The following is a 23,735-nucleotide window of genomic DNA, read 5'->3' on the forward strand; positions in this document are numbered from 1 at the left end:
GGTCTGACGGTTGACTATCAGATCGTCGACAACTTCTACGCCAAGGCTTCGGTTCAGTACCTCGATCCGGATGATGGCGACGACTCCACCTCGGGCTACTTCCGCCTGCAGCGTTCGTTCTAATCTGCCTACTGATGCTCCCGGTTCTCGCCGGGAGCATTTCAAATCAGTTTCTGATGCGAGTGACCTCCGATCAGCTACGGGGGCGGGTCCGGTCTTCCCTGCCGGACCGTCCTTGTAGCGTCTTTGTTCTACAGTCTTCAAAACATGCTTCAACAGAGCCTTTGCGGATGAGCCGAACCGGCATGTGGCGTATCGCACGTCGGCACAACGCCTGCCCTCAAGACCTGCCTCTTTTTAATTTCGAAGCGATAGATCACGATGCCGAACGAGGCTGCCAAGCTGCGTGCCAATCGCTGTCGGTTGGCCTTGCCGCAACAGATCGCCAAAAAAATCAATAAAAATCAACGCCGACAATGTGATCACAGCTTTCCCGGGGATAAGGCGCGGCGCATCCTCGTCGCAAGTCCCTCGCTGATCGAGCGCGTCGGCGGCATAACTGACGTGGAAGAGCTCGCCGATCTGCCGACGCTGGCGATGACGTCATGGGTGTCGTTCCATACCTGGGAACTGATTGGCCCGAATGGCGCCAAACAGGTGATTCGGCATCAGCCGCGACTCACCTGCCGCAGCATGACCGCCATCCTCGACGCGGCCCGCGCCGGCCTCGGATTCGGGCTTCTGCTCGAAAGCGCCTGCGAGAACGACCTTCAGGCCGGCAAGCTGGTGCGGGTGCTGCCCGAGTGGCAGTCGGAGGAGAGCGAGTTCTACATCGTTTTCACCACGGCCAAGGGCATGCCGCCGGCCGTGCGTGTGCTGATCGATTTCCTCGTGGAAAAATCCAGGCCTCATTGAAGAAGAGGTGGAGGGCCTCAGTATTGGCCGGCGTTCACCCTCAAGCACGTCACGATCTCTCGGATACACTCCCCGTGCTTTTTGCGTGACTTGCTTTATCTCAACCGCGCCAGCAGCTTTTCGCCGCCGAGTTCCCTGACGGCATCCTGGCCGATCCAGCGGGCGGTTTTATCGGGGCTTTCCGCCAGAACCTTTGCGAGCGCCAGTGCCGGCGCGTGGCAGGCGAGATTGCGCTTGCCGATGCTCCGCAACGCCCAGTTGACGGCCTTGCGCACGAAGTTGCGGGCGTCGTCGGAATGTGCCTCGATCAGCGGCTTAAAGCCGAGGATGGCCGCATCGGGCTCCTTCTTCCGGTGGACGGCGGCGCCGGCGATCATCGCGAAGGCGGTGCGGCGCACGAATTGGCGCTCGTCGGCGGCGAATAGCCAGATGAGCTCGTCCAGCCGGGCCTCGATGAAGAGATCGGCGGCGCAATCGACGATCTCCCAGGAATTGAAATCATCGGCCCACTTTCGGGCTTCGTCCTTCGTCAGCCGCTTCGGCTCGGCGGTGTAGAGAGCGAGCAGGCGGGCTTCGCGAATGTCGCTGCGCCAGAGCTCCATCGCCCTGAGGTGATCCTTCTTTGCCTGCCTGGCGACGGCCCGAAGATCGGGATTGGAAATGCCGAGGGCGCGGTCGGTCACGATACCGAAGCGCGCCATGGCGGCGACATTCTCCTCCGAGCGCAGCGTTTCGAGATGCGCGATCAATTCGGCTGCGCTGGAGGAGGGGCCGATCATTTTTCCAGACGGGCAAGCAGCGAAGACGTGTCCCAGCGACTGCCGCCCATCGCCTGAACATCGCCGTAGAACTGGTCGACGAGGGCGGTGACCGGCAGCTTGGCGCCGTTGCTGCGAGCCTCGGTCAGCACGATGCCTAGATCCTTGCGCATCCAGTCGACTGCGAAGCCGAAATCATATTTGCCCGCATTCATGGTCTTGTGGCGGTTTTCCATCTGCCAGGAGCCGGCCGCGCCCTTGGAGATCACCTCGACGACCTTTTCGATATCGAGGCCGGCGCGCTTGCCGAAATGCAGCGCTTCGGAAAGTCCCTGGACGAGGCCGGCGATGCAGATCTGGTTGACCATCTTGGTCAGCTGGCCTGAACCGGCCGGACCCATGAGGCCGACCATGCGGGCATAGGCGTCGATCACCGGCCGGGCGCGTTCGAAGACGGCTTCGTCGCCGCCGCACATGACGGTCAAGACGCCGTTTTCGGCGCCGGCCTGGCCGCCGGAAACCGGAGCGTCAATGAAATCGACGCCTTTTTCCTTGGCGGCGGCGTAAAGTTCGCGGGCGACCTCGGCGCTGGCGGTGGTGTTGTCGATCAGCACCGAACCGGGCTTCATGCCGTGCAGGGCGCCATTTTCGCCCGATGTCACCGAGCGGAGATCGTCGTCGTTGCCGACGCAGACGAAGACGAAATCGGCGCCGGCGGCGGCCTCGGCCGGGGTGGGGGCCGATTTGCCGGAGAATTTTTCGGCCCAGGCGGCGGCTTTCTCGGGCGTGCGGTTATAGACGGTGACATCGTGGCCGCCCTTCGTCTTCAGATGCCCCGCCATGGGGAAGCCCATGACGCCGAGACCGATGAACGCGACTTTTGCCATATGTCCTATCCTTATCCAGAGTGTGAGGACCTGAGGATTAACCGAAACGGCGGAAGCAGAAAAGGAGGGAGCACGGACTTCCTTCCGATTGATGCGTGTGAGGCTGGTCAGTATTCGACCGAGCCCTAGATGGGTCGAGAGCATGGTTGGTCCCGAGGGTGACATGAGCGAAATTCCGACGATCAAGCCGCGGCGCAAAGGCCGCAGCGGAATGCAATCGATGCTCATTCCATCCGAGCAGATGGTCGCAGAGCAGATCCGATCAGCACCCGAAGGTGTCTTTACCGAAGCCAGTCTTGTCCGCCGTCGACTGGCGGCCAAATATGGAGCGGACGCCTGTTGCCCGGTGACGGTGCAGCGGCATTTGCGGGCGATCGCGGAGTTCTCCTTCAGCGCTCTGGAGAAGGGCGAACCGGCTTCGACGGTGACGCCCTATTGGCGCATGGTCGATCCGGCGAGCCTGCTGGCGAAACGGCTCGCGGGCGGTCCCGACTTCATTCGCCAGCAGTTGGCGGCCGAGCGCCGGGAGCCGTAGCAGGCGCGTCGAGAGTGCCGTGGTGGTGAGTCCAAGGAAAATTGAGCCGGCAGGGATGGGGAGGTCCCTCATGAGATAAAACGCGGAAAATTATTCCGCGAAGCGCACAAGAATGGCAAATTGATATTATCGATATAATCTGTAGTCTATGTCAGTATTTCGGCGATTGGAGGCAGACTCTAAACGAGCCTCGCCGCCGCCATCGACCGACAGGACATTTTTAGATGCTCACGCGCAGACAGGGATCCGACATGCTCCACGCCGCAACCGCGGCGGCGGTGTGCGCGCATCTCCTGCCGCATTTCTCTCGCCGAGAGCCGGCTCATCGCGCGCGCTGATCTTCGAACTTCGCAGCAAAGGACGTTTTCCATGACCGCCACCACCGATCCCATCAATTTCCTCTGGTTCATCCCGACATCGGGTGACGGCACTTATCTCGGCTCCTCGGAACTCAACCGGGCGCCCGAGATCGGCTATCTCACCCAGATCGCCCAGGCCGTCGACCGGCTCGGCTATTCCGGCGTGCTGCTGCCGACCGGGGTTGCGTGCGAGGAATCCTTCGTGACGGCCGCCGCCCTTGCCGCCAAGACCGAAAAGCTGCAGTTCCTGGTGGCGATCCGTCCGGGCACCGCATCGCCCGCCTATTACGCACGCCTGGCTACGACGCTCGACCGCATTTCCAACGGCCGCCTGCTGCTCAACATCGTCGTCGGCGGCAGCCCGGCCGAGCTTGCCGGCGACGGCATTCATCTCGAACATGACGAGCGTTATGCCCATGCCGAGGAATTCTTCACGGTGTTCGAGGAACTGCTGGACAAGGGAACGGCGAGCTTCGACGGCAAATATATCAAGGCGACCAATGCGCGCCTCGGCTTTCCCTCGGTGCAGAACCCGCGCCCGCCGCTCTATTTCGGCGGCTCGTCGGATGCCGGCATCGATTTCTCGGTTGGCCGGGTCGACAAGTACCTGACCGAATGAAGCGGCCCATCGAGCTTTTCCTGCCAGAACTTCAGGAAGCCGCGCATCTCGGGAAAATCGGGGGCGAGGTCGTAATCCTGCCAGACGTAGGTCTGCAGAATCGCCGGGTGGTCCGGCAGGTGGTAGAGGATCTGGGCGGTCGTCAGACCATAGCCCTGCAGTTGCTTTTCCATGTCCTTGTGCATCGTATTCAGCTTCTCGTTCCCACTTGCGCTTTATTAGCGCTACGTGAAATGGAAACATGCGAATAGTTAACGCAAGCTTAACAGATACGATCTGATGGAGATATTCTTTTTTAGTTTCAGTAGCTTAGCAGCATCGCTGGCTGAGTGCTGCCAGCCCTTTCAGCGTTTTAGATGCCGCGTCAGCCGGCGCTCGATCCACGCCCATAGATGGCGCAGCGCTTCGACGATGGTGAGGTAGAAGATCGCCGCCCAGAGGTAGGTCTGGTAGTCGAAAGTGCGGGAGAAGGCGTAGCGGGTCTCGCCCATCAAATCGAGCACGGTGATGATGGCGACGACCGCCGAGCCCTTGATCAGCAGGATGATCTCGTTGCCGTAGGGGCGCAGTGCGACGATGAACGCCTGCGGCAGGATGATCTTGCGAAAGGCGATAGCCTTATGGATGCCGAGGGCTGCGGCTGCCTCGCGCTGGCCGTGCGGTACGCTTTCGATCGCGCCGCGCAGGATCTCCGCCTGATAGGCCGCGGTGTTGATCGTCATGGCGAGGAGGCCGCAATACCAGGCGTCGCGGAAGAACCACCAGAGGCCGACGGCTTCCAACTGCGGCCGGAACACGCCAAGGCCGTAATAGACCAGGAAGAGCTGGGCAAGCAGCGGCGTGCCGCGGAAGAAATAAATATAGCCGTAGGAGAGCCAGTTCAGCGCCTTGTTCTTCGACAGGCGCGCCATGGCAAGCGGCAGCGACAGCACGGCGCCGCAGACGACCGAAATGCCAACGAGGCTCAGCGTCACCCAGAGGCCGTGCAGATAACGCGGCCCGTAGCGGGTGAACTTCTCCAGATCCCAGCCATTGATGACGGTGAAGATCAGCAGCGCTGCAAATAATGCCCAGATCGCAACGAGGATGTAGCCGGCGAAGCGCGTCGCCGTCATCGGTTTTGCCGCTTGGCGGGGCGCGGGCTGGGGCGGGATCAATGTTTCGGCGTAACTCATCGGCGGACCTCCGAACGCTTGGCCCAGCGGTCTACATAGGCGAGCAGGAAGGAGGAGAGGATGGCAAGCACCAGATAGAGACAGCAGGCGATGCCATAGAAGAAGAAGGGTTCCTTGGTCACGCGCACGGCGACATTCGTCTGGCGCAGGATATCCGCCAAGCTGATGATCGAGACGTAGGATGTGTCCTTTAAAAGCACCATCCAGAGATTCGTCAGGCCGGGAAGCGCAATGCGGATGAGCTGCGGGAGAACGACGAGCCGCAGCGTGCGGCCGCGATGCAGGCCGAGGGCGTCTCCGGCCTCATATTGGCCCTTGGGAATGGCGCGGAAGGCCGACAGCAGCACTTCCGAGCAATAGGCGGAAAAGACGACCGACAGCGCGATCACGCCGGCAAGGAATGCATTGATCTCGATCGGCGGCCCGTCATAGCCGGCCAGCTCCAGAAGAGACTGGATGAGCATCTGCATGCCGTAATAGATGATGAAGAGCGTCAGAAGCTCGGGCAGGCCGCGGAAGATCGTCGTGTAGATGCCGGTGGCCAGCCGCAGCGACTTTTCTTCGGACTGCTGGCCGAGCGCCACGAGGAAGCCGATGACGAGACCGATCGGCAGGGTGACGATCGCCACCGATACGGTGACCTGGAGACCAAGCGCGATCTCGTCGCCCCAGCCGGTGTCGCCACAGGCAAGGACCGTCGATTGACCCAACCAGGTGAAGATGCCGACGGGTCCGCATAGCGGATCGAAAATGTGCACAAGTGCGCTCCAGAAGGAGCCAAGCGCGGAAAACAATCCGCCCATGCCGGAATTCCCCTCACGGCTTTTGCCGTTTTGATCTTGCCACCTTTGTCAAACAAAAATGGCGGAAGAGCAAGCCTTCCGCCATTCGCTTGATCGGCCAGATACCGAATTTCTCAGTCGCCGTAAACGTCGAAATCGAAGTACTTGTCCTGGATCTTCTTGTACTCGCCGCTGGCGCGGATCGCAGCGATCGCCGTGTTGAGCTTTTCCTTCAGCGGATCGCCCTTGCGGATGGCGATGCCGGCGCCTTCGCCGTTGATTTCCTTGTCGACCGGCAGGGTCGACAGGATCTTGCAGCAGGAACCGGCGTCGGACTTGACCCATTCGGAGAGCACGACGACGTCGTCGATGACGGCGTCGACACGGCCGCTGGAAACGTCGAGCTTATATTCGTCAGCCGTCGGATAGAGCTTCAGTTCGGTGTCGGCGAGGTGCTTCTCGGCGTAGTTGGCATGCGTCGTGGAGGTCTGCGCGCCGATCACCTTGCCCTTGAGGCCGGCGACATCCGTGATCGTCGAATCCTTCGGCACGGCGATCGCCGGCGGGGTGTTGTAGTACTTGTTGGAGAAGTCGACGAGCTTGAGGCGCTCCGGGGTGATCGACATGGACGAGACGATCATGTCGAACTTCTTGGCGTTGAGAGCCGGAATGATGCCGTCCCAATCGGTGCTGACGAAGCTGCATTCGGCCTTCATCTCGGCGCAGAGCGCCTTGGTGATATCGATGTCGAAGCCCTGAATGGTGCCGCTGGCATCAACGAATTCGAAGGGCGGGTAGGTCGAATCGGTGCCGATCACATATTTCTCGCCGTCGGCCATGGCCGAGCCGGCAAAGAGGGACATCGCCGCGATCGATGCTGCCGCGATGATACGAGTGGAGATTTGCATGAGGATCCTCTCTGTTGGTAGCCGTCGCGCTTTTTTCTCGTGGCTGACGGCTGCTGTTCAACGGTGCCGGGGCACCGCCTTGCCGGCGATAATCAGACTTTTTTTCATGGAAATGCAACAGAAATTCCCCGGCAATTTTCGATGCGGACAGCGCGCGAGATGAACGGCGGCAGACCGCAACATTCACGTGAGGTTAATCCCCGGCTTCCTAGAACCGGAACAAATCGGCGGATTGGCGCTTAGCCATTTCGCCGTTTCGCCTCAATGCGACGCTAGGGGCGGAACCAGGGCCTGTCGGCCTTCAGGAAGCTCAAACAGGATCGAGGAAACCCGATGGGCAAGAAATCAAATCTATTCGCGAGCGCAGCTTTCCCGCTGCTTTCCCTCACGCTGGCCTTCCAGCCGGCCACCGCCATGGCTGCCGCGCGCAGCGTCGCGACTGAGCCCGCGGCGGTGCGGCAGATCGAACAGGGCAGCTTCGAAGTGGCGCAGGATGCGCCTTCCGAGGAAGAACTCTTGAAGAAGAAGCGCAAGCAGAAGGAGGAAGCTCCGGCTGAACAGGCGCCGGCCGCGGAACAGCCGAAGGAGGCGCCCGCCGAGAAGCCCAAGGCCGAGCGCAAGGAAGCGCCGGAACCCAAGGCAGAGCCGGAGCCGCCGAAGGCCGAAGCCGCGCCGAAGGAAGAGCCGGCACCGCAGGCCGAAAGCAAGCCCGAGCGTAAAGCCAAGAAGGAAGCCCAGCCGGAGGCGAAGCCGGAAGCCGAGCCCCAGCAGGAGCAGCAGCCGGTAACGCAGGAAAAACCGAGGAAGCCGAAGAAACAGGCCGAGCCGGAGGCCCAGCCGGAGCCCGAGCAGCAGCCCGCCGCCAAGGAAGCCCAGCCGGAGACGGAACAGGCGCAGCCCGAGGCGAAACCCGAAGGCGGCAAGAAGGGCCGAGATAAGGCCAAGGCGAAGACCGAAACTGCCGCTCCCGAGGCGGTAACGCCGGCCGAGCAACAGGCTACGCCTGAAACCAAGCCGGAAGCCAAGCCGGAGGTAAAACCCACGGCGGAAGCACCTGCCGCGAAGAAGCCTAAGAAGGGCGAGGCTGCCGCACCCGCGGAGAAGGCAACCGAAGACAAGGCGGCGGCCCCTGAAGCTGCGCCGGCCGAAAAGCCCGCCGACGGCACGGCTGCAAAGCCTGCCGCTGAGCAGCCTAGTGCCGAGCAGCCTGTTGGCGAAAAGCCGGCTGCACCCGCCACCGACACCGCCCAGCCGGCACCGGATGCCAGCGGCGGACAGCAGGTGGAGCAGGCGATTCCGGCACCGGAAAAAGTTTCTCCCGAGGAACTCGAACGCCGCAAGAAGATCGCCGAAGATCCGGCCAAGAGCAGCGAAACCGTCGTGCTGCCGGTCGAGAACGGTGCGGCCGTGCTCGACAGCGACAAGGATGCCGACCGCAGCAAGGGGCGGGAGGGCCGCCGCGACCGCGACAAGCTGCGCGCCGAAAGCCAGGAGGTGAAGCTGCCGACCTCGGATGCCGATGCGCAGGCCGCTGCCGCTGCTGCAGCGCCGACCGTCAAGCTCGAGGCTGTAACCAGCGAGAGGGGCACGAGGCTCGATACGCGGCCGCAATTTGCCCGTCCCGAAGGTGCACGGATCGACGACCGCACCGACGACAACCGCGTGATCATCCAGTACAACAATCAGGTGATCGTGCGCAGCGACGACGACAGACGGTTCCTGCGCGACGGCGAGCGGCCGATCTACGAGGAGCTGTCCCGCGATCGCTACCGCGAGACCATCACGCGGCCGGAGGGCTATCGCATCGTCACGATCCGCAACCGCTATGGCGACATCATCCAGCGGTCTCGCGTCGATGCCCGCGGGCGTGAATATGTGCTCTACTACTCGCCCGATCTCTACGAGGATCCGGATCGCGACTACTTCGAGGATCCGGGCGCCGATCTGCCGCCGATGCGGCTTCGCGTGCCGCTCAACGACTATATCATCGACACAAGCAGCGAGCCGGACAGGGATTATTACGAGTTCCTGAGCGAGCCGCCCGTCGAGCAGGTGGAGCGTGTCTATTCGCTTGACGAGGTGAAGTATTCCGCTCGTATTCGCGACAAGGTGCGCCGCATCGATCTCGATACGATCACCTTCGCCACCGGCAGCGCCGACATCCCGATGACCCAGGCGCGCACGCTGCGCAAGGTAGCCGACGCGATCAACCAGGTGCTGGAGAAGGATCCGAGCGAGACCTTCCTGATCGAAGGCCATACGGATGCGGTCGGCTCCGACCAGAGCAACCTGATCCTCTCCGACCAGCGGGCGGAATCGGTCGCCAACGTACTCTCCGACGTCTACGGCATCGCGCCGGAAAACCTGGCGACGCAGGGTTATGGCGAGCGCTACCTGAAGGTCACTACTTCAGGCCCGGAACAGGAAAACCGCCGCGTCACCATCCGCCGCGTCACGCCGCTGGTCCGCCCGGTCGCGGCGAAGCAGTAAAATGAGGTTGCCCCTCTCCATTCGTGGAGAGGGGTGATTGGACTGGTTGTCTCGCCCTCCATGCGGACGAAGCTTGGATGGGGACGGCATGCGGGCTTCGAGATCTGCCGCCCCATCCTGCCGGTTCTACTCACCGGCTTTTCTGGCCGCCTTTTCGATGACGTCGGCGACTTTTTCCGGTTGGGATGCGAAGACGGCGTGGCTGGACTTGATCTCGGTCACTTCGCTGCCGGCGCGTTTCGCCATGTCGCGTTCGAGCTCGGGGTTGATGGAGCGATCCTCGGTGGCGACGATCGACCAGCTTGGTTTCGTGCGCCATGCCGGCTCCGCGATCTTGTCCGCGAATGCCTGTTTCGAGGCGAAGACCTGCGATTTTGCCAGGAAGTCGGTCTCGGCTTTGGGGAGGTCGGCGGCGAAAGCCGCCGCGAAGGCGGCGGGGTCGAGATAGAGATATTTGCCGTCCTTGGTTTCCTTGATGTCCATGCCGCTGGCCGGCTTCGAGCTGGCGAGGCTCAGCAGGCTTTCGCCCTTATCGGGCTGAAAGGCGGCGACATAGACGAGGCCCGCGACATGGGGATCGTTGCCGGCCTGAGTGATCACCATGCCGCCATAGCTGTGGCCGACGAGCAGCGTCGGTCCTTCCTGGAGGTCCAGAACCCGTTTCGTCGCCGCCACGTCGTCTTCGAGCGAGGTGAGGGGTTCCTGGACGATGGTGACGTTGAAGCCGCGCTTTTCGAGGATCTCGGTTGCCTTGCGCCAGCCCGAGCCATCTGCCAGTGCGCCGTGGACGATCACGATGTTCTTGACCGCGGCAGCCTCGGCTGCGAACGCGATTCCGGCGGTGGCAAAGGCGAGAGCTGCGATGAAAGTCAGATGCTTGTTCATGGGGTCACTTCTTATGGTCGATGTTGAAGGTCTGGATGGAGAACGGGCTCAGCCGAAGGTGAAGGCGTAGGCCTGGACGCCGGGATCGAGGAAGCGGATCTCGAAGTTGCGGGCAGTGACGGTGCCGGACTGGCGCACGAGCTGGTAAAGGCGCGTCGCCGTGACCGTGCCGTTGCCATCGGCATCGATGTCGGAGCCGTGGTCTGCACCCGGAGCCTTGCCGTCGATCTTTACCTGGAAGCGGACCGGTTTAGCTTCATCGCCGGGCCCGAGAACGAGATGCAGGTCACGCGCGCTGAAGCGATAAGTGATGCCGCCGCCCGCCTGATCGAGCGTTGCCTGATCCTTGCCAACGGTCCAGGTTCCCGACAGGCCCCAGCCATTGAGGCCCGGCTTGCTGATTGAGTAGGTCTGCGGAGCATTCGCCTGCAGCCTCTCGGGTGAGCTGAAGTTCGTCGCCTGCTCATAGCCGAGATAGGTCTCGCCGGAGCGGATGTTGCCGAGATCGGGCCCGGCTTCCGCGCCCTTGGCATCAGGCGTGACGGGCGCGCTTGCCTTCATTTCGCTGCCCGCTTCGCGGAGCAGGTCCTGAATGGCCTTCTCGGTCGTGCCGTAATTGCCTTCGCCGAAGTGGTGGTAGCGGATCTGGCCCTTGGCATCGATCAGGTAGGCGGCAGGCCAGTAGCTGTTCTCGAAGGCGCGCCAGATCTTGTAGTCATTGTCGACCGCAACAGGATAGCCGATCTTGAAGTCGCTGATCGCGCTTTTGACGTTGTCGATCTTCTTTTCGAAGGCGAATTCCGGAGCGTGGACGCCGATCACCACGAGACCTTGATCGGCATATTTTTCCGCCCAGGCCTTGGTGTAGGGGATCGTGCGAATGCAGTTGATGCAGGAATAGGTCCAGAAGTCGACGAGGACGACCTTGCCGCGCAGCTCTTCAGTGGTCAGCGGCTTGGAGTTCAGCCATTCGACCGCGCCGTCGAGCGAAGGCGCAGAACCCTCGACGGGGAGATCGCTGCGGAAAGGCTTCTTCGCGTCGGCCGCTACGATCGTCGCGTCGTTGCTCGCGACCTCGGAGGGTGCAGCGGCGAGCTCCTTTGCATGCAGCCGGTCGAGCACTGCCTGTTCCAGAGACGCTGTGCTGGCGTAGGAGAGGCGGGACAGCAGGCTGGTGTCGAGGCCGAGTGCGATGATGGCGACACCTGCGAGCACGGCAGCGCCGAGCACCTGGCGAATGCGATCACCGAGACCGAGCGAGCGCTTCATGGCGGCAAATATCTTTCCGCCGACCGACAAGGCGACGGCAAGGGAGGTCGCCGCACCGGCTGCGTAGGCAGCAAGCAGGAAGCTGGTCTCGAGGTTGGCGCCCTGCAAGGCAGCGCCCGTCAGCACGAGGCCGAGGATCGGGCCGGCGCAAGGCGCCCAGAGCAAGCCGGTGGCGACGCCAAGAATAAGGGCGCTCCGGACCGTCGGCGCCGTGCGTCCGCCGCCGCTGGCGTTTACGAGGTTGTTTCCCAAATCGACGATCGGACGGGCGAGAGTGCTGGCAAAGCGCGGCGAAAGCAGGCTCACGCCGAAGAGGGCGAGCAGAACAATCGCGGCAAGACGGCCATATTCATTGGCGCGGATGGCCCAGCTGCCGCCGACCGCGGCAAGGGTGGCAACGAGCGCGAAAGTGGCGGCCATGCCTGCCAGCATCGGCAGCGTGCTTTTGACGAAGGGCTGGCCGGCGCGGGCGAAGACGAAGGGGAGGATGGGGAGGATGCAGGGGCTGAGGATGGTCAGCACGCCTCCGAGATAGGCAATGATCAGAAGTGTCATCATCGTTTCCTTTGAAACCGATTGATCGGGCTCTGGACGGCGATGGGCCTGAACCAGCAACGGCGCGATGTAGCCGGGCGGAGGTATCTCCGATGTGTCTGGTTTGGCGGGAAAATGTACCGAACTACTGCGCCGGAGCGCCTGCGATACAAAAGAATACAAATGGGCTTGTCCGCTCTGGCGGCGGCGCACAGCAATGCTCGACCTGAGGGAGTGCATTTGTATCAGAATGTATCTCGGTGGGCTGAGCTTACATTTACATTCAAAAACCGCGGCTTATGACATACGGGCGATACAAGCCGAACGTCTTCTGAGCGCCGTGATCCATTCGACAGGAGAGACCGATGTCAGAGCAAATCAACCATGAACGCCGCCGCTTTTTCGGCATGACAGCCATCGCCCTTGCGGCGGTCGAATTCGGCGTGGCCGGCGCGGCCGCTGCCCAGACCGCGCCGGCTTCGCCCGCGGCCTTGCCTGATGTAAAGAGGGGAACCCATACGTCCTTCGAAGCGCTGAAGCAGATCAAGACCGATGTACTCGATATCGGCTATGCCGAGGCGGGAAAGGCGGACGGTCCCGTGGTGCTGCTGCTGCACGGCTGGCCCTATGACATCTATAGTTTCGTCGATGTCGCCCCGCTGCTTGCCTCGGCCGGCTACCGGGTGATCATCCCTTATCTGCGCGGCTACGGCACGACACGCTTCCTGCATGACAAGACCGCGCGCAACGGCCAGCCCTCGGCGCTTGCCGCCGATATGATCGCCCTGCTCGATGCGCTAAAGATCGAGAAGGCGGTGATCGCCGGCTACGACTGGGGCGGGCGCACCGCCAACATCATGGCTGCACTCTGGCCGGAGCGCTGCAAGGCCATGGTATCGGTCAGCGGCTACCTGATCGGCAGCCAAGCGGCCAACGAGAAGCCTCTTCCGCCGAAGGCCGAACTTGCCTGGTGGTACCAGTTCTACTTCGCCACCGAGCGCGGCCGACTGGGCTATGCGAGCAACACCCATGATTTCGCAAAGCTTATCTGGCAGACGGCTTCGCCGAAGTGGAATTTCGACGATGCGACCTTCGACAGATCCGCCGCCGCCTTCGATAATCCCGATCATGTCGACATCGTCATTCACAATTATCGCTGGCGCCTGGGGCTGGCCGAAGGCGAAGCCAAGTACGACGCCTATGAGAAGAAGCTTGCCGCCTTGCCGATGATTTCGGTGCCGACGATCACCATGGAGGGCGATGCCAACGGCGCGCCGCATCCGGAGCCCTCCGCCTATGCCGGAAAGTTCTCCGGCAGATACGAGCATCGCACGATCGGCGGCGGCATCGGCCACAACCTGCCGCAGGAGGCGCCGCAGGCCTTCGCCCAGGCGGTCATCGACGTCGATCGCTTCTGATCGATGGCAAAGCCTCGTTGCCCGGACCAATGGAATATGCGTAGGTCGCGTCTGGCGCTTCGGTATCGTGAACGAGGCGGTGGGCGCGGCCATAGCGTTGAGGGATAAGCAAATATGGATCATGTCGATCACATCCTGATCGTCGACGACGATCGTGAAATCCGCGAGCTGGTGTCGGGCTACCTGCAGAAGAATGGCCTGAGGACCAGCGTTGCGGCGGACGGGCGCCAGATGCGCAGTTTTCTGGACGCCAATGCCGTCGACCTGATCGTGCTCGACGTGATGATGCCCGGCGACGACGGGCTGGTGCTGTGCCGCGAACTGCGCGCCGGCCGGCACAAGGCGATCCCGATCCTGATGCTGACGGCCCGCACCGACGAAATGGACAGGATCCTCGGGCTGGAGATGGGCGCCGACGACTATCTTGCCAAGCCCTTCGCCGCGCGCGAACTGCTTGCCCGCATCAAGGCGGTGCTGCGGCGCACGCGCATGCTGCCGCCCAACCTGCAGATCAGCGAGGCGGGACAATTGCTGACCTTCGGTGACTGGCGGCTCGATACGGTCGCTCGCCACCTTCTCGACAAGGAAGGGACGGCGATTGCGCTGAGCGGCGCCGAATACCGCCTGCTGCGCGTCTTCATCGACCATCCGCAGCGGGTGCTCAACCGCGACCAGCTTCTGAGCCTGACGCAGGGGCGCGACGCCGAGCTCTTCGATCGGTCGATCGATCTATTGGTCAGCCGTCTGCGGCAGCGCCTGGGAGACGATGCGCGCGAGCCGACTTACATCAAGACGGTGCGCAGCGAAGGTTATGTCTTCTCGGTTCCCGTCGAAATTTCGGAGCCGCGCCAATGAAGGCGGCGATCGCCAAGCTTCCGGGCCTGGTGTGGCCGAGAACACTGCGATCGAGGATCTTTCTCATCCTGCTGATCGGCCTGGCGCTGGCTTATGGGCTCTCCTTCAGCGTTCTCTACATGGAGCGCTACATGTCGGCCAAGGCGGTGATGCTCGGCACACTGGAGAACGACGTCGCAACGTCGGTTGCCGTTCTCGACCGGCTGCCGCCGGAAGAGCGCGGCGACCTCGTGGATTGGCTGAGCCGCGGCAACTACCGTTTCGAGCTTGGGCCCGGCCTCGCCGGCGTGCCGGACACCTCCAGCAAGGGCAGGGAGATCGCGGGAAAGATAGAGGCGGCCGTCAGGCACCGCTTCCCGATCCGCATCGAACGGATTCCGGGCGAGGTGAGCCGGCTGCAAGCGCATATGACGCTGAGCGACGGCAGCCCGCTCACCATCGATGTGACGCCGAGAGGCATCATGCCGATCGCGGAATGGCTACCCTATGTCTTCGCCGTCCAGATGGCGCTGCTCATCCTCTGCGCCTGGTTTGCTGTGCGTCTGGCGATCCGGCCGCTCGGGGAGCTTGCGGCCGCCGCGGACGCGCTCGATCCCGATAGGAACGGTCCTGGTTTGAGTGAGACGGGACCGAGCGAAGTCGCGTATGCGGCGAGGGCGTTCAATGCGATGCGGGAGAGGATCGCCCATTATCTCGAAGAGCGCGTCCAGATACTGGCGGCAATCTCGCACGACCTGCAGACGCCGATCACCCGCATGCGGCTGCGCGCCGACATGGCGGAGGATTCGCCCGAGAAGGACAAGCTGGTGAGTGATCTCGCTGAGATCCAGCGCCTCGTGCAGGACGGTATTGCCTATGCGCGCAGCGCCCACGGCAGCGGAGAAAAGAACGCCCGGATCGATCTCTCCTCGTTCATCGACAGCATAGCCTACGACTATCAGGACACCGGGAAATCCGTCACGGTCGTTGGGCTGGTTGAGGGCGCCGCCTTCACCAGGCCGCATGCCCTGCGCCGCATCCTGTCGAACTTCATCGACAATGCCCTGAAGTTTGCAGGCTCGGCCGAGGTCAGCGTCGAGCACAACGCGGAAAAGGCGGTCGTCATATCGGTCATGGATCGCGGGCCGGGAATTCCCGATGACATGCTGGAAGCCGCCATGCAGCCGTTCTTCCGGCTGGAGCAATCCCGCAACCGCGAGACCGGCGGCACGGGCCTTGGCCTTGCGATCGCCCAGCAGTTGACGGCGAAGCTCGGCGGTTCGCTCAGGCTCTATAATCGGCCCGGCGGCGGGCTGGCGGCGGAAGTCACTCTTCGGTGATCTCGGGGCCGCCGGAGATTTTCCGGCGGTTTTTACGCAAATATGTCCCGGATGCGGGATGCTACGTTTTGTGACATTTCCGCCGATTTCGGAAACATGCAGGATATATCGGCCGGTCAAAACTCACTTCGTCAACCCGGCCGCAGCAGCGCTCTCCTCGCCTCAGCGGCCCAAATACGGAGTGTTCCATGACCAAGATCGAAAAGGTTCTCTATACCGGCAAGACCCGCACCACCGGCGGGCGCGACGGCTCTTCGCAAAGCGACGACGGCCAGCTCGACATCAAGCTCTCGCCTCCCGGCAGCGCGCGGCCCGGCACCAATCCCGAGCAGCTTTTCGCCGCCGGCTGGTCCGCCTGCTTCATCGGCGCGATGGGTATTGCCGCCGGCAAGCTGAAGATCAGGCTTCCGACGGAGGCCGCGGTGAATGCCGAAGTCGATCTCGGAACGACGGACGGCGATTATTTTCTGCAGGCCCGTCTCAAGGTCAGCCTGCCCGGCATCGAGCCGGATGTCGCCAAGGCGCTTGTCGACGAGGCGCACCGGACCTGCCCCTATTCGAAGGCAACGCGCGGAAATATCCATGTCGAGCTGAGCATTGCTTGACCGCGGCGGCGAAAAGGAAACAGGGCGAGGCCCGGTCGGGCTTCGCCGATGGAGGCCTCAATGAGATTGCTGATTATATCTGTTCTGGCAGCTGCGGTCTTCGCCGCCCCCTGTATTTACGACATCAGCTCGCACGAACCATCGCCGCTTGCGGGACTTGTAACGGCAGCTTCCGCGGTTACTTCGCATGAGCAACCGCTTTTCTGAATTCAGCCGGGAGAATGACAGTGAAACTCTACCAGAACGAAATTTCCTCTGCGACCTCAAGGGTCCGGATCGCGCTGGCGCTCAAGGGGCTGACGGCGGAAGCGCTGCCGATCAGCATCCTCGGTGAAGAAGCCGAGAGCCGGCAGTCCGGTTATCGCAGCGTCAACCCGCAGGGGCTGGTGCCGGCCTTGCTGACGGACAGCGGCCAGCTCATCACCCAGTCGCTGGCGATCGTCGAATATCTCGACGAGCTGCAGCCGGAGCCGCCGCTGCTGCCCGATACGGCTGAAGGCAGGGCGCAGGCCCGTTCGATCGCGCTGGCGATCGCAGCCGAGATCCACGCGCTGCTGCCACCGCGGATCGGCCTGCATCTGAAGGCTGCCTTCCAAGCCGATGCCGACGCCGTTGCCGCCTGGAGCCGCCATTGGGTCGGCGAGGGAATGGCCGCGGTCGAGACGATGATTGCCGGCCGCAGGCAAGGCGCCTTCGCCGTCGGCGACTGGCCTGGCATTGCCGATATCTTCCTCTTTCCGCAGGCGATCAGCGCAAGGCGCATGGGCTTCGATCTCGACCGATGGCCTGATATTGCGGAGATTGTCGGTAGGCTGGAGGCTATACCGGCTTTTCAGGAGAATGCGCCGGCGCCGAGGAAATGATGTTCTTGATGAGAAAGCGGCCGCAAATGTGCGGCCGCTTTCCTGTCACCGATTGACCCTTGCCTGCAGATGCGGAGGGTAACGATCGCCTTCGACCTTGATGGTGGCCAGCGCGCTTTCGATGCTGGCAAGGTCATCGGCGGTCAGTTCGACTTCGGCGGCTGCGATATTTTCCTCTAGGCGATGCAGCTTGGTGGTGCCGGGGATTGACACGATCCAAGGCTTTTGCGCCAGCAGCCACGCGAGCGCGACCTGGGCGGAGGTGGCTTTCTTGCGTGCGGCGATCTGCGCCAGAAGATCGACGAGCGCCTGGTTGGCTTTTCGTGCTTCCTGGGAAAACCGCGGCACGATGTTGCGGAAGTCCTTGCTGTCGAAGGTGGTCGTGTCGCTGATCGCGCCGGTGAGGAAGCCCTTGCCGAGCGGGCTGAACGGGACGAAGCCGATGCCGAGTTCTTCGAGCACCGGCAGGATCTCCTGCTCGGGCTCGCGCCACCAGAGCGAATATTCGCTTTGCAGTGCGGCGACCGGCTGGACCGCATGCGCACGGCGGATGGTCTGGGCGCCTGCTTCGGAGAGGCCGAAATGCCGGACCTTGCCTTCTGATATTAGCGCCTTGACGGTGCCGGCGACATCCTCGACCGGAACGTCAGGGTCGACACGGTGCTGGTAGAACAGGTCGATGACGTCGGTTTTCAGCCGCTTCAGCGCCTGATCGGCAACCACGCGGATCTGTTCCGGCCGGCTGTTCATACCGCTCTGGCCGCCATTGGCATCGAAGTTGAAGCCGAATTTTGTGGCGATCACCACGTCGCTGCGGAAGGGCGCCAGGGCCTCTCCCAGAAGCTCTTCGTTCTTATAGGGTCCGTAGGCCTCGGCGGTGTCGAAGAAGGTGACGCCGCGTTCAAAAGCCTGGCGGATCAGCGCAATCGCTTCCCGCTGTTCGGTCGCCGGGCCGTAACCGTAGCTCAGCCCCATGCAGCCGAGACCGATGGCCGAGACCTGAAGTCCGCTCTTTCCGAGTTGACGCTTCTGCATCGCCGTTTCCTTTCAGCCTTGATATTCCGGGTCGGTGACATGCTCCATCCAGTCGACGACCTTGCCGTCGAGTTGTTCCTGGATGGCGATGTGGGTCATTGCTGTCGTCGGCGCTGCACCGTGCCAATGCCGCTCGCCAGGCGCGAACGAGACGACGTCTCCCGGGCGAATTTCCTCGACGGGGCCGCCTTCGCGCTGGACGCGGCCGCAGCCCGAGATGACGATCAGCGTCTGGCCGAGCGGATGGGTGTGCCAGGCGGTGCGGGCTGCGGGCTCGAAGGTGACGCTGGCGCCGGCGGCGCGAGCCGGATCGGTGACGGAAAACAGTGGATCGATGCGCACCGTGCCGGTGAACCAATCCGCCGGCCCTTTGGCCGAGGGCTGCGAGCCGTTTCGTTTGATTTCCATGATCATGCTTCCTGTGTCTAAGGTTGCCGACGACATCGTGCGCCTTGGTTCAGGATAGTTAGTGCGTCGCTGTAGTTCGATTAGATGGTGTATGTGGCAAGGACTTATGAGAAAATTTCATGAATTCCGCGTCCTGCCATGATGACTTGATCGCCTTCCTCGCCGTTGCGCGCGCACAAAGCTTTACGAACCGCCGGGAAGGCTCGGCGTGCCGCAATCGGCGCTCAGCCACACCAGCCGAGGGCTGGAAGAGTGGCTCGGACTTCGACTGCTGACGTGGACGACCCGCAGCGTTTCGTCGACGGAAGCCTGGGAACGCAGTGCGAAATCATACTGTTTGGGTTATTTGACATTCGATCCTTCGCCACTAAATCAAGGTTAAAAACGAAGGAACCAATGGATGAATACTGCTCTGCCTGCTACGAAAGCTCGGACCGGCGTGTCCGGTTTGGACACAATCCTGGCAGGAGGCCTTTCCGCGGGCCACGTGTTTCTCCTGGAGGGAAACCCTGGAGCTGGCAAGACCACCATTGCACTGCAGTTTCTGATCGAAGGCGCGCGGCTTGGCGAGCGCGGGCTCTACATTACGCTCTCGGAAACCGAGAGCGAATTGCGGGCCGGAGCGGCCTCGCACGGCATGATCATCGACGGCAATATCGAGGTCTTCGAAGTCGTGCCTCCGGAAAGCCTGCTGGACTCCGATCAGCAGCAGAGCCTGCTTTATTCCTCGGACCTCGAGCTTGGAGAGACCACCAAGGAGATCTTCGCCGCGTTCGAACGGGTGAAGCCAAGCCGCGTGGTTCTCGACAGCCTGTCGGAAATCAGGCTGCTGGCCCAAAGTTCGCTGCGCTACCGCCGGCAGATCCTTGCGCTCAAACATTACTTCGCCCGGCAGGGGGCGACAGTGCTTCTGCTCGACGACCTGACCTCCGACGTGCTCGACAAGACGGTGCACAGCGTCGTGCACGGTGTCATCCATCTCGAGGAACTGGCGCCCGGCTACGGCTCCGAACGGCGACGTTTGAGGGTCATAAAATATCGCGGGCAGGCCTTCCGTGGCGGTTATCACGATTTCACGATCCAGACCGGCGGCGTCGTCGTATTCCCGCGCCTCGTTGCCTCCGAGCACAGGACGAGTTACGCCCGCGACGATGTTTCGAGCGATATTGCGGAACTGGACCTCCTGTTGGGCGGCGGGCTGGAGAGGGGCTCCAGTACGCTCATCCTCGGGCCCGCCGGCACTGGCAAGAGCACTTTTTCGTTTCAATTCCTGGCGGCAGCGATCGCGCGCGGAGAGAAGGCGGCGGCCTTCATTTTCGATGAAGAGATTGGGCTGCTTTTCGGGCGGCTCAATGCGCTTGGAATCGATCTGGAGGCGATGAGAGACTCTGGTCTCGTTCATATCGAGCAAGTGGATGCCGCCGAGTTGTCACCCGGGGAATTTGCGCATCGCGTGCGAGACTGCGTGGACAGATCCGGCGCCAAGACCGTCATCATCGACAGCATCAATGGATATCAGGCTTCGATGCCCGACGAGAATTCGTTGATCCTCCATATGCATGAGCTGCTGCAATATTTGAACAGACAAGGTGCGAACACCTTCCTGACCGTGGCCCAGCACGGTCTGGTCGGTGACATGAAGGCGCCGGTCGACGTCACCTATCTCGCCGATACCGTCATTCTGCTGCGTTATTTCGAAGCGGCGGGAAGAGTGCGCCGCGCCGTTTCGGTGATCAAGAAGAGGACCGGATTTCACGAGGATACAATAAGAGAGTATCGCATCGGCGCGGCGGGCCTGACATTCGGAGGGCCGCTTGTCGGGTTCCAGGGAGTGCTGCGCGGCGTTCCGGAGTTTGTTTCAGATACGACGTCCCTTATGTCGCGCGATGGCGGGGATAGCGGCAATTCCTAATTCCGGCAAACCAAAGGCGCTGATCTACACACCCACAGGCCGCGATGCTCTGGTGGCGGTATCCCTCGCCAACGAAGCCGGCGTGACGGCAGTTACTGCTCCCGACCTTCCGATGTTTGCGGCACTGCTCGATGAGGACGTCGCGTTCGGTGTCCTGACGGAGGAGGCCGTCCGTTCAAGCGATCTGAAGCCGGTCGCAGCCTGGATCTCGGCGCAGCCGAGCTGGTCGGATCTGCCGTTCATCGTGCTCACCACGCGGGGCGGCGGACCAGAGCGAAATCCGGCCGCTGCCAGGCTTTCCGAGGTTCTCGCCAACGTTACCTTCCTGGAAAGACCTTTTCACGCGACGTCCTTCATCAGCATCGCCAGGACCGCGTTAAGGGGACGGCTGCGACAATATCAGGCGCGCGCCCATCTGGGGGCTCTCGGCGAGGGAGAACGGCGGCTGCAGACCGCGCTTGCTGCCGGCCGCCTCGGTGCATGGGAACTCGAATTGTTTTCGATGAGGTTGTCGGCGTCCGACACCTGCAAGGCGATCTTTGGGCGAGGGCCGGACGAGGATTTTACCTATGAGGATTTGGTAAAGAGCATCTATCCGGACGACCGCGGTCTCGTGCAGTCAAGTCTGGACCGGACGATCGAGACAGGACGCGACTATTCCGTCGAACACAGGACGATCTGGCCGGATGGATCGCTGCATTGGGCGGCGGTGCATGCGCAGCTCTATGTCGACGGATATGGCTCGGCGAAGAAGCTCGTCGGCGTTTCCTCCGATGCCACGGCGCGCAAGATTACCGAGGAGAACCTCAGACGGCTGAATGAGAGCCTCGAAGAGCGGGTGAGGGAAAGGACCGGCGAGGTTCATGCCGCCCATCAGAGCTTGCTCGAGGAGGTGGCTCAACGAGAAAAGGCGGAGGAGCAGCTTCGCCATTCGCAGAAAATGGAAGCCATCGGCCAGCTGACCGGCGGCGTCGCGCATGATTTCAACAATCTGCTGATGGTCGTTCTCGGCAATCTCGAATTGCTTGGCAAGCATGTCGCGGGAGACCGGAAAGCGTCGCGCCTGATCGAGGGCGCCCTTCAGGGCGCGCGCCGCGGCGCGGCCCTGACGCAGCGTCTGTTGGCTTTCGCCAGACGGCAGGATCTGCAGGTGAAGCCGGTCGATCTGGCCGAGCTGGTATCGGGCATGAACGATCTGTTGCGCCGTTCGGTCGGATCGTCGGTCAGCATAGATACACAGCTTTCGCCGGCGCTGCGGCCGGCACTGGTCGATGCCAATCAGGTCGAACTGGCGCTGCTCAACCTTGCCGTCAACGCGCGCGATGCGATGCCGGATGGAGGAGCTCTGCGCATTTCGCTGCGCGAAGAGAGGATCGTGGGTGACGGCGGCGATCTCAACGAGGGGACTTACCTCGTCCTCGGCGTCACCGACAATGGCAGCGGGATGGACGCAGAGACGCTGAAGAAGGCCGTCGATCCCTTCTTCTCGACCAAGGAGCTCGGAAAGGGTACGGGCCTTGGGCTATCGATGATCCACGGCCTTGCGGTTCAGCTTAACGGCGCGCTGCGCCTGACGAGCACGCTTGGTGTGGGAACCACCGCCGAGTTATGGCTACCCGCGACCGAACAGTGCCCTGAACAGCCGGCGGAAACCGATCTGCCCCTCGCGCAAACAGCATCAAAGCTGAAGATCCTGCTCGTCGACGATGATACCTTGATCGCCATGAGTTCGGTCGAGATGCTCGAAGATCTCGGCCATGATGTCGTCGAAGCAAATTCCGGCTCGCAAGCGCTGGAACTGATCAGAAACGGCGGGCATTTCGACGTGATGATTACCGATTATTCGATGCCCGGAATGACCGGCGCCCAGCTTGCCCAGGCGGTGCGGACCATTCGACCGGCGCTGCCGATCGTACTGGCAACGGGTTATGCCGATCTTCCTGCCGGCGCAGAGGTCGATCTTCCAAGACTGGGAAAGCCGTACAACCAGGCCCAGCTTGCAAGGGAAATTCACAAGGCGATGGCAAGCGAAACGGACCTGCCTCTCAAATCGGCGAGTTAGGGTCGAGCCTCAAGGCCGACAATCTCGGCGATGAAATCGGCGATGGCGGCGGTGTCGTCGAGATCGAAAACGGGCAGGGCCGTGTCCGCGACGGGGTGATCGGCGGCGATGGCTGCGATATGCGGATCGTCGGGCGCGAGCGGCGTGCGATTTGCGGCTTCAAGGCGGCGAGCCTCGATCTTCGGGATCGGCTCGCGTTTATAGCCCTCGATCAAGACGAGATCGCAAGGGGCAAGCCGGGCAAGGATCTCCTTGAACTCTGGTTCTGGAGCGCCACGCAGCTCATGCATGATGGCATAGCGAGTGCCGGAGACGATGGTGACCTCGTGGGCGCCAGCCTGGCGGTGGCGGTAGCTGTCGGCGCCGACCTTGTCGATGTCGAAGTCATGATGGGCATGCTTGATCGTCGAGATCTTATAGCCGCGGCGGGTGAACTCGGTCACCAAACGCACGGCAAGCCCTGTCTTGCCAGAGTTCTTCCAGCCGGCGATGCCGAAGACTTTTGGTGCCGTCATGTGCGAAGAGCCTCCAGCCAGCGTTCCGCCTCGGCGAGGTCGTCGGGCGTGTTGATGTTGAAGAATGGGTCGAGCAGGCTGGCGCGGGTCGGATGCAGCGGAAAGGCTACTTCCGTAACGTCATGCCGCAACAGGAAGTCGCGCACGCGGCGCTTTTCGTCAGCGGCGATCCAGGCTTTGAGATCGGCCGCCAATGTCACCGGCCAGAGACCGAAGACCGGATGGCTGCGGCCTTCGGAGGCGGCGATCGCGATCTGCGACGGATGATCGACTGCTGCCGTCAGCCGGGTGACGAGATCGGCCGGGAAGAACGGGCAATCCACAGAGACGGTGACGACATGTGTGACCGAGGGGATGCCGGCGGCATGAACCATGGCCGCATGGATGCCGGCCATCGGCCCGGCCTTGCCGGCAATATGGTCGGGAACGACAGGCACGTCTTCGGCGGCGGCATCGGCATTGACGGCGATCGACGAGACCTGCGGCGACAGGCGGGCCAGCACATGGCGAAGCAGGGTCTCGGTCCCGAGCATTACGCCGGCCTTGTCGCGGCCCATGCGCTGCGAGCGGCCGCCGGCGAGCACCACGCCTGCTATCTCGGATTTGTCCAACGAGAATTCAGCCACT

21 protein-coding genes and 4 pseudogenes are annotated in these 23,735 nt (G+C 62.3%); 13 read left to right on the forward strand and 12 right to left on the reverse strand.

Annotated features, from left to right (window positions below; all coding sequences use genetic code 11):
- Window positions 1-123 (forward strand): annotated as a pseudogene (locus ATY76_RS33285) (porin); the annotation flags it as partial.
- Between the two features lie 375 nt (window positions 124-498).
- Window positions 499-915 (forward strand): annotated as a pseudogene (locus tag ATY76_RS17915) (LysR substrate-binding domain-containing protein); the annotation flags it as partial.
- Between the two features lie 95 nt (window positions 916-1,010).
- Here ATY76_RS17915 and ATY76_RS17920 read toward each other — a convergent pair.
- Window positions 1,011-1,694, reverse strand: coding sequence for a DNA alkylation repair protein (locus ATY76_RS17920; RefSeq protein WP_088676105.1), 684 nt, complete (start codon window positions 1,692-1,694; stop codon window positions 1,011-1,013).
- Entirely contained in the window at window positions 1,691-2,560 is an 870-nt protein-coding gene (locus ATY76_RS17925) for an NAD(P)-dependent oxidoreductase (protein WP_088676106.1), read from the reverse strand. The genes ATY76_RS17920 and ATY76_RS17925 overlap by 4 nt, the downstream gene beginning before the upstream one ends.
- A gap of 163 nt (window positions 2,561-2,723) precedes the next feature.
- Here ATY76_RS17925 and ATY76_RS17930 point away from each other — a divergent pair, with 163 nt between their 5' ends.
- Both ATY76_RS17930 and ATY76_RS17935 read left to right on the forward strand, forming a co-directional pair.
- Window positions 2,724-3,095, forward strand: coding sequence for a hypothetical protein (locus ATY76_RS17930; RefSeq protein ID WP_088676107.1), 372 nt, complete (start codon window positions 2,724-2,726; stop codon window positions 3,093-3,095).
- A gap of 369 nt (window positions 3,096-3,464) precedes the next feature.
- A pseudogene (locus ATY76_RS17935) lies at window positions 3,465-4,067 on the forward strand (LLM class flavin-dependent oxidoreductase); the annotation flags it as partial.
- On the opposite strand, the gene ATY76_RS17940 reads toward ATY76_RS17935, so the two are convergent.
- The 4 genes from ATY76_RS17940 to ATY76_RS17955 form a co-directional block, all read right to left on the reverse strand.
- On the reverse strand, window positions 4,001-4,258 hold the full coding sequence (locus ATY76_RS17940) for an aspartate-semialdehyde dehydrogenase (protein WP_088676108.1): 258 nt from the start codon (window positions 4,256-4,258) through the stop codon (window positions 4,001-4,003). The pseudogene ATY76_RS17935 and the gene ATY76_RS17940 sit on opposite strands and share 67 nt — an antisense overlap.
- 159 nt (window positions 4,259-4,417) lie before the next feature.
- Window positions 4,418-5,248, reverse strand: a complete 831-nt coding sequence (locus tag ATY76_RS17945; RefSeq protein WP_088676109.1) for an ABC transporter permease — start codon at window positions 5,246-5,248, stop codon at window positions 4,418-4,420.
- Window positions 5,245-6,051, reverse strand: coding sequence for an ABC transporter permease (locus ATY76_RS17950; protein ID WP_088676110.1), 807 nt, complete (start codon window positions 6,049-6,051; stop codon window positions 5,245-5,247). Before ATY76_RS17950 ends, ATY76_RS17945 begins: the two co-directional genes overlap by 4 nt.
- Before the next feature lie 113 nt (window positions 6,052-6,164).
- On the reverse strand, window positions 6,165-6,938 hold the full coding sequence (locus ATY76_RS17955) for a transporter substrate-binding domain-containing protein (RefSeq protein ID WP_088676111.1): 774 nt from the start codon (window positions 6,936-6,938) through the stop codon (window positions 6,165-6,167).
- 333 nt (window positions 6,939-7,271) lie between these two features.
- On the opposite strand from ATY76_RS17955, the gene ATY76_RS17960 reads away from it, so the two are divergent.
- Window positions 7,272-9,428: an OmpA family protein gene (locus ATY76_RS17960; protein ID WP_088676112.1), complete on the forward strand. Its 2,157-nt coding sequence runs from the start codon at window positions 7,272-7,274 to the stop codon at window positions 9,426-9,428.
- Window positions 9,429-9,554: 126 nt separating this feature from the next.
- Here ATY76_RS17960 and ATY76_RS17965 read toward each other — a convergent pair whose 3' ends face one another.
- On the reverse strand, window positions 9,555-10,313 hold the full coding sequence (locus ATY76_RS17965) for an alpha/beta hydrolase (RefSeq protein ID WP_088676113.1): 759 nt from the start codon (window positions 10,311-10,313) through the stop codon (window positions 9,555-9,557).
- A 48-nt stretch (window positions 10,314-10,361) separates the two neighbouring features.
- The gene (locus ATY76_RS17970) at window positions 10,362-12,137 is read right to left on the reverse strand and encodes a cytochrome c biogenesis protein DipZ (RefSeq protein WP_088676114.1); all 1,776 of its coding nucleotides are present in this window, start codon (window positions 12,135-12,137) and stop codon (window positions 10,362-10,364) included.
- A gap of 344 nt (window positions 12,138-12,481) precedes the next feature.
- Here ATY76_RS17970 and ATY76_RS17975 point away from each other — a divergent pair, with 344 nt between their 5' ends.
- From ATY76_RS17975 to maiA, 5 genes are all read left to right on the forward strand, one after another.
- Window positions 12,482-13,534 (forward strand): alpha/beta hydrolase, encoded by a 1,053-nt coding sequence (locus tag ATY76_RS17975; protein ID WP_088676115.1) that lies wholly within the window; start codon window positions 12,482-12,484, stop codon window positions 13,532-13,534.
- 114 nt (window positions 13,535-13,648) lie between these two features.
- Window positions 13,649-14,389: a response regulator gene (locus tag ATY76_RS17980; RefSeq protein WP_088676116.1), complete on the forward strand. Its 741-nt coding sequence runs from the start codon at window positions 13,649-13,651 to the stop codon at window positions 14,387-14,389.
- On the forward strand, window positions 14,386-15,708 hold the full coding sequence (locus ATY76_RS17985) for a HAMP domain-containing sensor histidine kinase (protein WP_088676117.1): 1,323 nt from the start codon (window positions 14,386-14,388) through the stop codon (window positions 15,706-15,708). The genes ATY76_RS17980 and ATY76_RS17985 overlap by 4 nt, the downstream gene beginning before the upstream one ends.
- A 188-nt stretch (window positions 15,709-15,896) precedes the next feature.
- On the forward strand, window positions 15,897-16,313 hold the full coding sequence (locus ATY76_RS17990) for an organic hydroperoxide resistance protein (protein ID WP_088676118.1): 417 nt from the start codon (window positions 15,897-15,899) through the stop codon (window positions 16,311-16,313).
- A gap of 227 nt (window positions 16,314-16,540) precedes the next feature.
- Window positions 16,541-17,176: a maleylacetoacetate isomerase gene (gene maiA, locus ATY76_RS17995; RefSeq protein ID WP_088676119.1), complete on the forward strand. Its 636-nt coding sequence runs from the start codon at window positions 16,541-16,543 to the stop codon at window positions 17,174-17,176.
- 45 nt (window positions 17,177-17,221) lie between these two features.
- On the opposite strand, the gene ATY76_RS18000 is transcribed toward maiA, so the two are convergent.
- Complete coding sequence (locus ATY76_RS18000) at window positions 17,222-18,211, reverse strand: aldo/keto reductase (protein ID WP_088676120.1); 990 nt, start codon at window positions 18,209-18,211, stop codon at window positions 17,222-17,224.
- Between the two features lie 12 nt (window positions 18,212-18,223).
- Window positions 18,224-18,619 carry a cupin domain-containing protein gene (locus ATY76_RS18005; RefSeq protein ID WP_088676121.1) on the reverse strand — a complete coding sequence of 132 codons (396 nt, stop codon included), beginning with the start codon at window positions 18,617-18,619 and terminating at the stop codon, window positions 18,224-18,226.
- A gap of 123 nt (window positions 18,620-18,742) precedes the next feature.
- Here ATY76_RS18005 and ATY76_RS33970 point away from each other — a divergent pair.
- The 3 genes and pseudogenes from ATY76_RS33970 to ATY76_RS18020 form a co-directional block, all read left to right on the forward strand.
- A pseudogene (locus tag ATY76_RS33970) lies at window positions 18,743-18,938 on the forward strand (LysR family transcriptional regulator); the annotation flags it as partial.
- Between the two features lie 81 nt (window positions 18,939-19,019).
- The gene (locus ATY76_RS18015; protein WP_088676122.1) at window positions 19,020-20,531 is read left to right on the forward strand and encodes an ATPase domain-containing protein; all 1,512 of its coding nucleotides are present in this window, start codon (window positions 19,020-19,022) and stop codon (window positions 20,529-20,531) included.
- Window positions 20,506-22,593: a PAS domain-containing hybrid sensor histidine kinase/response regulator gene (locus tag ATY76_RS18020; RefSeq protein WP_190233684.1), complete on the forward strand. Its 2,088-nt coding sequence runs from the start codon at window positions 20,506-20,508 to the stop codon at window positions 22,591-22,593. The genes ATY76_RS18015 and ATY76_RS18020 overlap by 26 nt, the downstream gene beginning before the upstream one ends.
- On the opposite strand, the gene mobB is transcribed toward ATY76_RS18020, so the two are convergent.
- Together mobB and mobA are read right to left on the reverse strand one after the other, a co-directional pair.
- On the reverse strand, window positions 22,590-23,108 hold the full coding sequence (gene mobB / locus ATY76_RS18025) for a molybdopterin-guanine dinucleotide biosynthesis protein B (protein WP_088676123.1): 519 nt from the start codon (window positions 23,106-23,108) through the stop codon (window positions 22,590-22,592). The two genes, ATY76_RS18020 and mobB, sit on opposite strands and share 4 nt — an antisense overlap.
- Window positions 23,105-23,734 carry a molybdenum cofactor guanylyltransferase MobA gene (gene mobA, locus ATY76_RS18030; protein ID WP_088676124.1) on the reverse strand — a complete coding sequence of 210 codons (630 nt, stop codon included), beginning with the start codon at window positions 23,732-23,734 and terminating at the stop codon, window positions 23,105-23,107. Before mobA ends, mobB begins: the two co-directional genes overlap by 4 nt.
- Window position 23,735: the final 1 nt, after the last annotated feature.

Source organism: Rhizobium sp. R339 (assembly GCF_002211395.1).
Classification (GTDB): Bacteria; Pseudomonadota; Alphaproteobacteria; order Rhizobiales; family Rhizobiaceae; genus Rhizobium.

Coding starts and splice junctions, on each gene's coding strand:
- ATY76_RS17945 (WP_088676109.1), bottom strand. CDS start 5,248: ATGAGTTACGCCGAAACATTGATCCCGCCCCAGCCCGCGCCCCGCCAA.
- ATY76_RS17985 (WP_088676117.1), top strand. CDS start 14,386: ATGAAGGCGGCGATCGCCAAGCTTCCGGGCCTGGTGTGGCCGAGAACA.
- ATY76_RS18005 (WP_088676121.1), bottom strand. CDS start 18,619: ATGGAAATCAAACGAAACGGCTCGCAGCCCTCGGCCAAAGGGCCGGCG.
- ATY76_RS17965 (WP_088676113.1), bottom strand. CDS start 10,313: ATGAACAAGCATCTGACTTTCATCGCAGCTCTCGCCTTTGCCACCGCC.
- ATY76_RS17920 (WP_088676105.1), bottom strand. CDS start 1,694: ATGATCGGCCCCTCCTCCAGCGCAGCCGAATTGATCGCGCATCTCGAA.
- ATY76_RS17950 (WP_088676110.1), bottom strand. CDS start 6,051: ATGGGCGGATTGTTTTCCGCGCTTGGCTCCTTCTGGAGCGCACTTGTG.
- ATY76_RS17955 (WP_088676111.1), bottom strand. CDS start 6,938: ATGCAAATCTCCACTCGTATCATCGCGGCAGCATCGATCGCGGCGATG.
- ATY76_RS17975 (WP_088676115.1), top strand. CDS start 12,482: ATGTCAGAGCAAATCAACCATGAACGCCGCCGCTTTTTCGGCATGACA.
- ATY76_RS17980 (WP_088676116.1), top strand. CDS start 13,649: ATGGATCATGTCGATCACATCCTGATCGTCGACGACGATCGTGAAATC.
- ATY76_RS17925 (WP_088676106.1), bottom strand. CDS start 2,560: ATGGCAAAAGTCGCGTTCATCGGTCTCGGCGTCATGGGCTTCCCCATG.
- ATY76_RS18020 (WP_190233684.1), top strand. CDS start 20,506: ATGGCGGGGATAGCGGCAATTCCTAATTCCGGCAAACCAAAGGCGCTG.
- ATY76_RS17930 (WP_088676107.1), top strand. CDS start 2,724: ATGAGCGAAATTCCGACGATCAAGCCGCGGCGCAAAGGCCGCAGCGGA.
- ATY76_RS17960 (WP_088676112.1), top strand. CDS start 7,272: ATGGGCAAGAAATCAAATCTATTCGCGAGCGCAGCTTTCCCGCTGCTT.
- ATY76_RS17940 (WP_088676108.1), bottom strand. CDS start 4,258: ATGCACAAGGACATGGAAAAGCAACTGCAGGGCTATGGTCTGACGACC.
- ATY76_RS17990 (WP_088676118.1), top strand. CDS start 15,897: ATGACCAAGATCGAAAAGGTTCTCTATACCGGCAAGACCCGCACCACC.
- mobB (WP_088676123.1), bottom strand. CDS start 23,108: ATGACGGCACCAAAAGTCTTCGGCATCGCCGGCTGGAAGAACTCTGGC.
- ATY76_RS18000 (WP_088676120.1), bottom strand. CDS start 18,211: ATGCAGAAGCGTCAACTCGGAAAGAGCGGACTTCAGGTCTCGGCCATC.
- ATY76_RS17970 (WP_088676114.1), bottom strand. CDS start 12,137: ATGACACTTCTGATCATTGCCTATCTCGGAGGCGTGCTGACCATCCTC.
- ATY76_RS18015 (WP_088676122.1), top strand. CDS start 19,020: ATGAATACTGCTCTGCCTGCTACGAAAGCTCGGACCGGCGTGTCCGGT.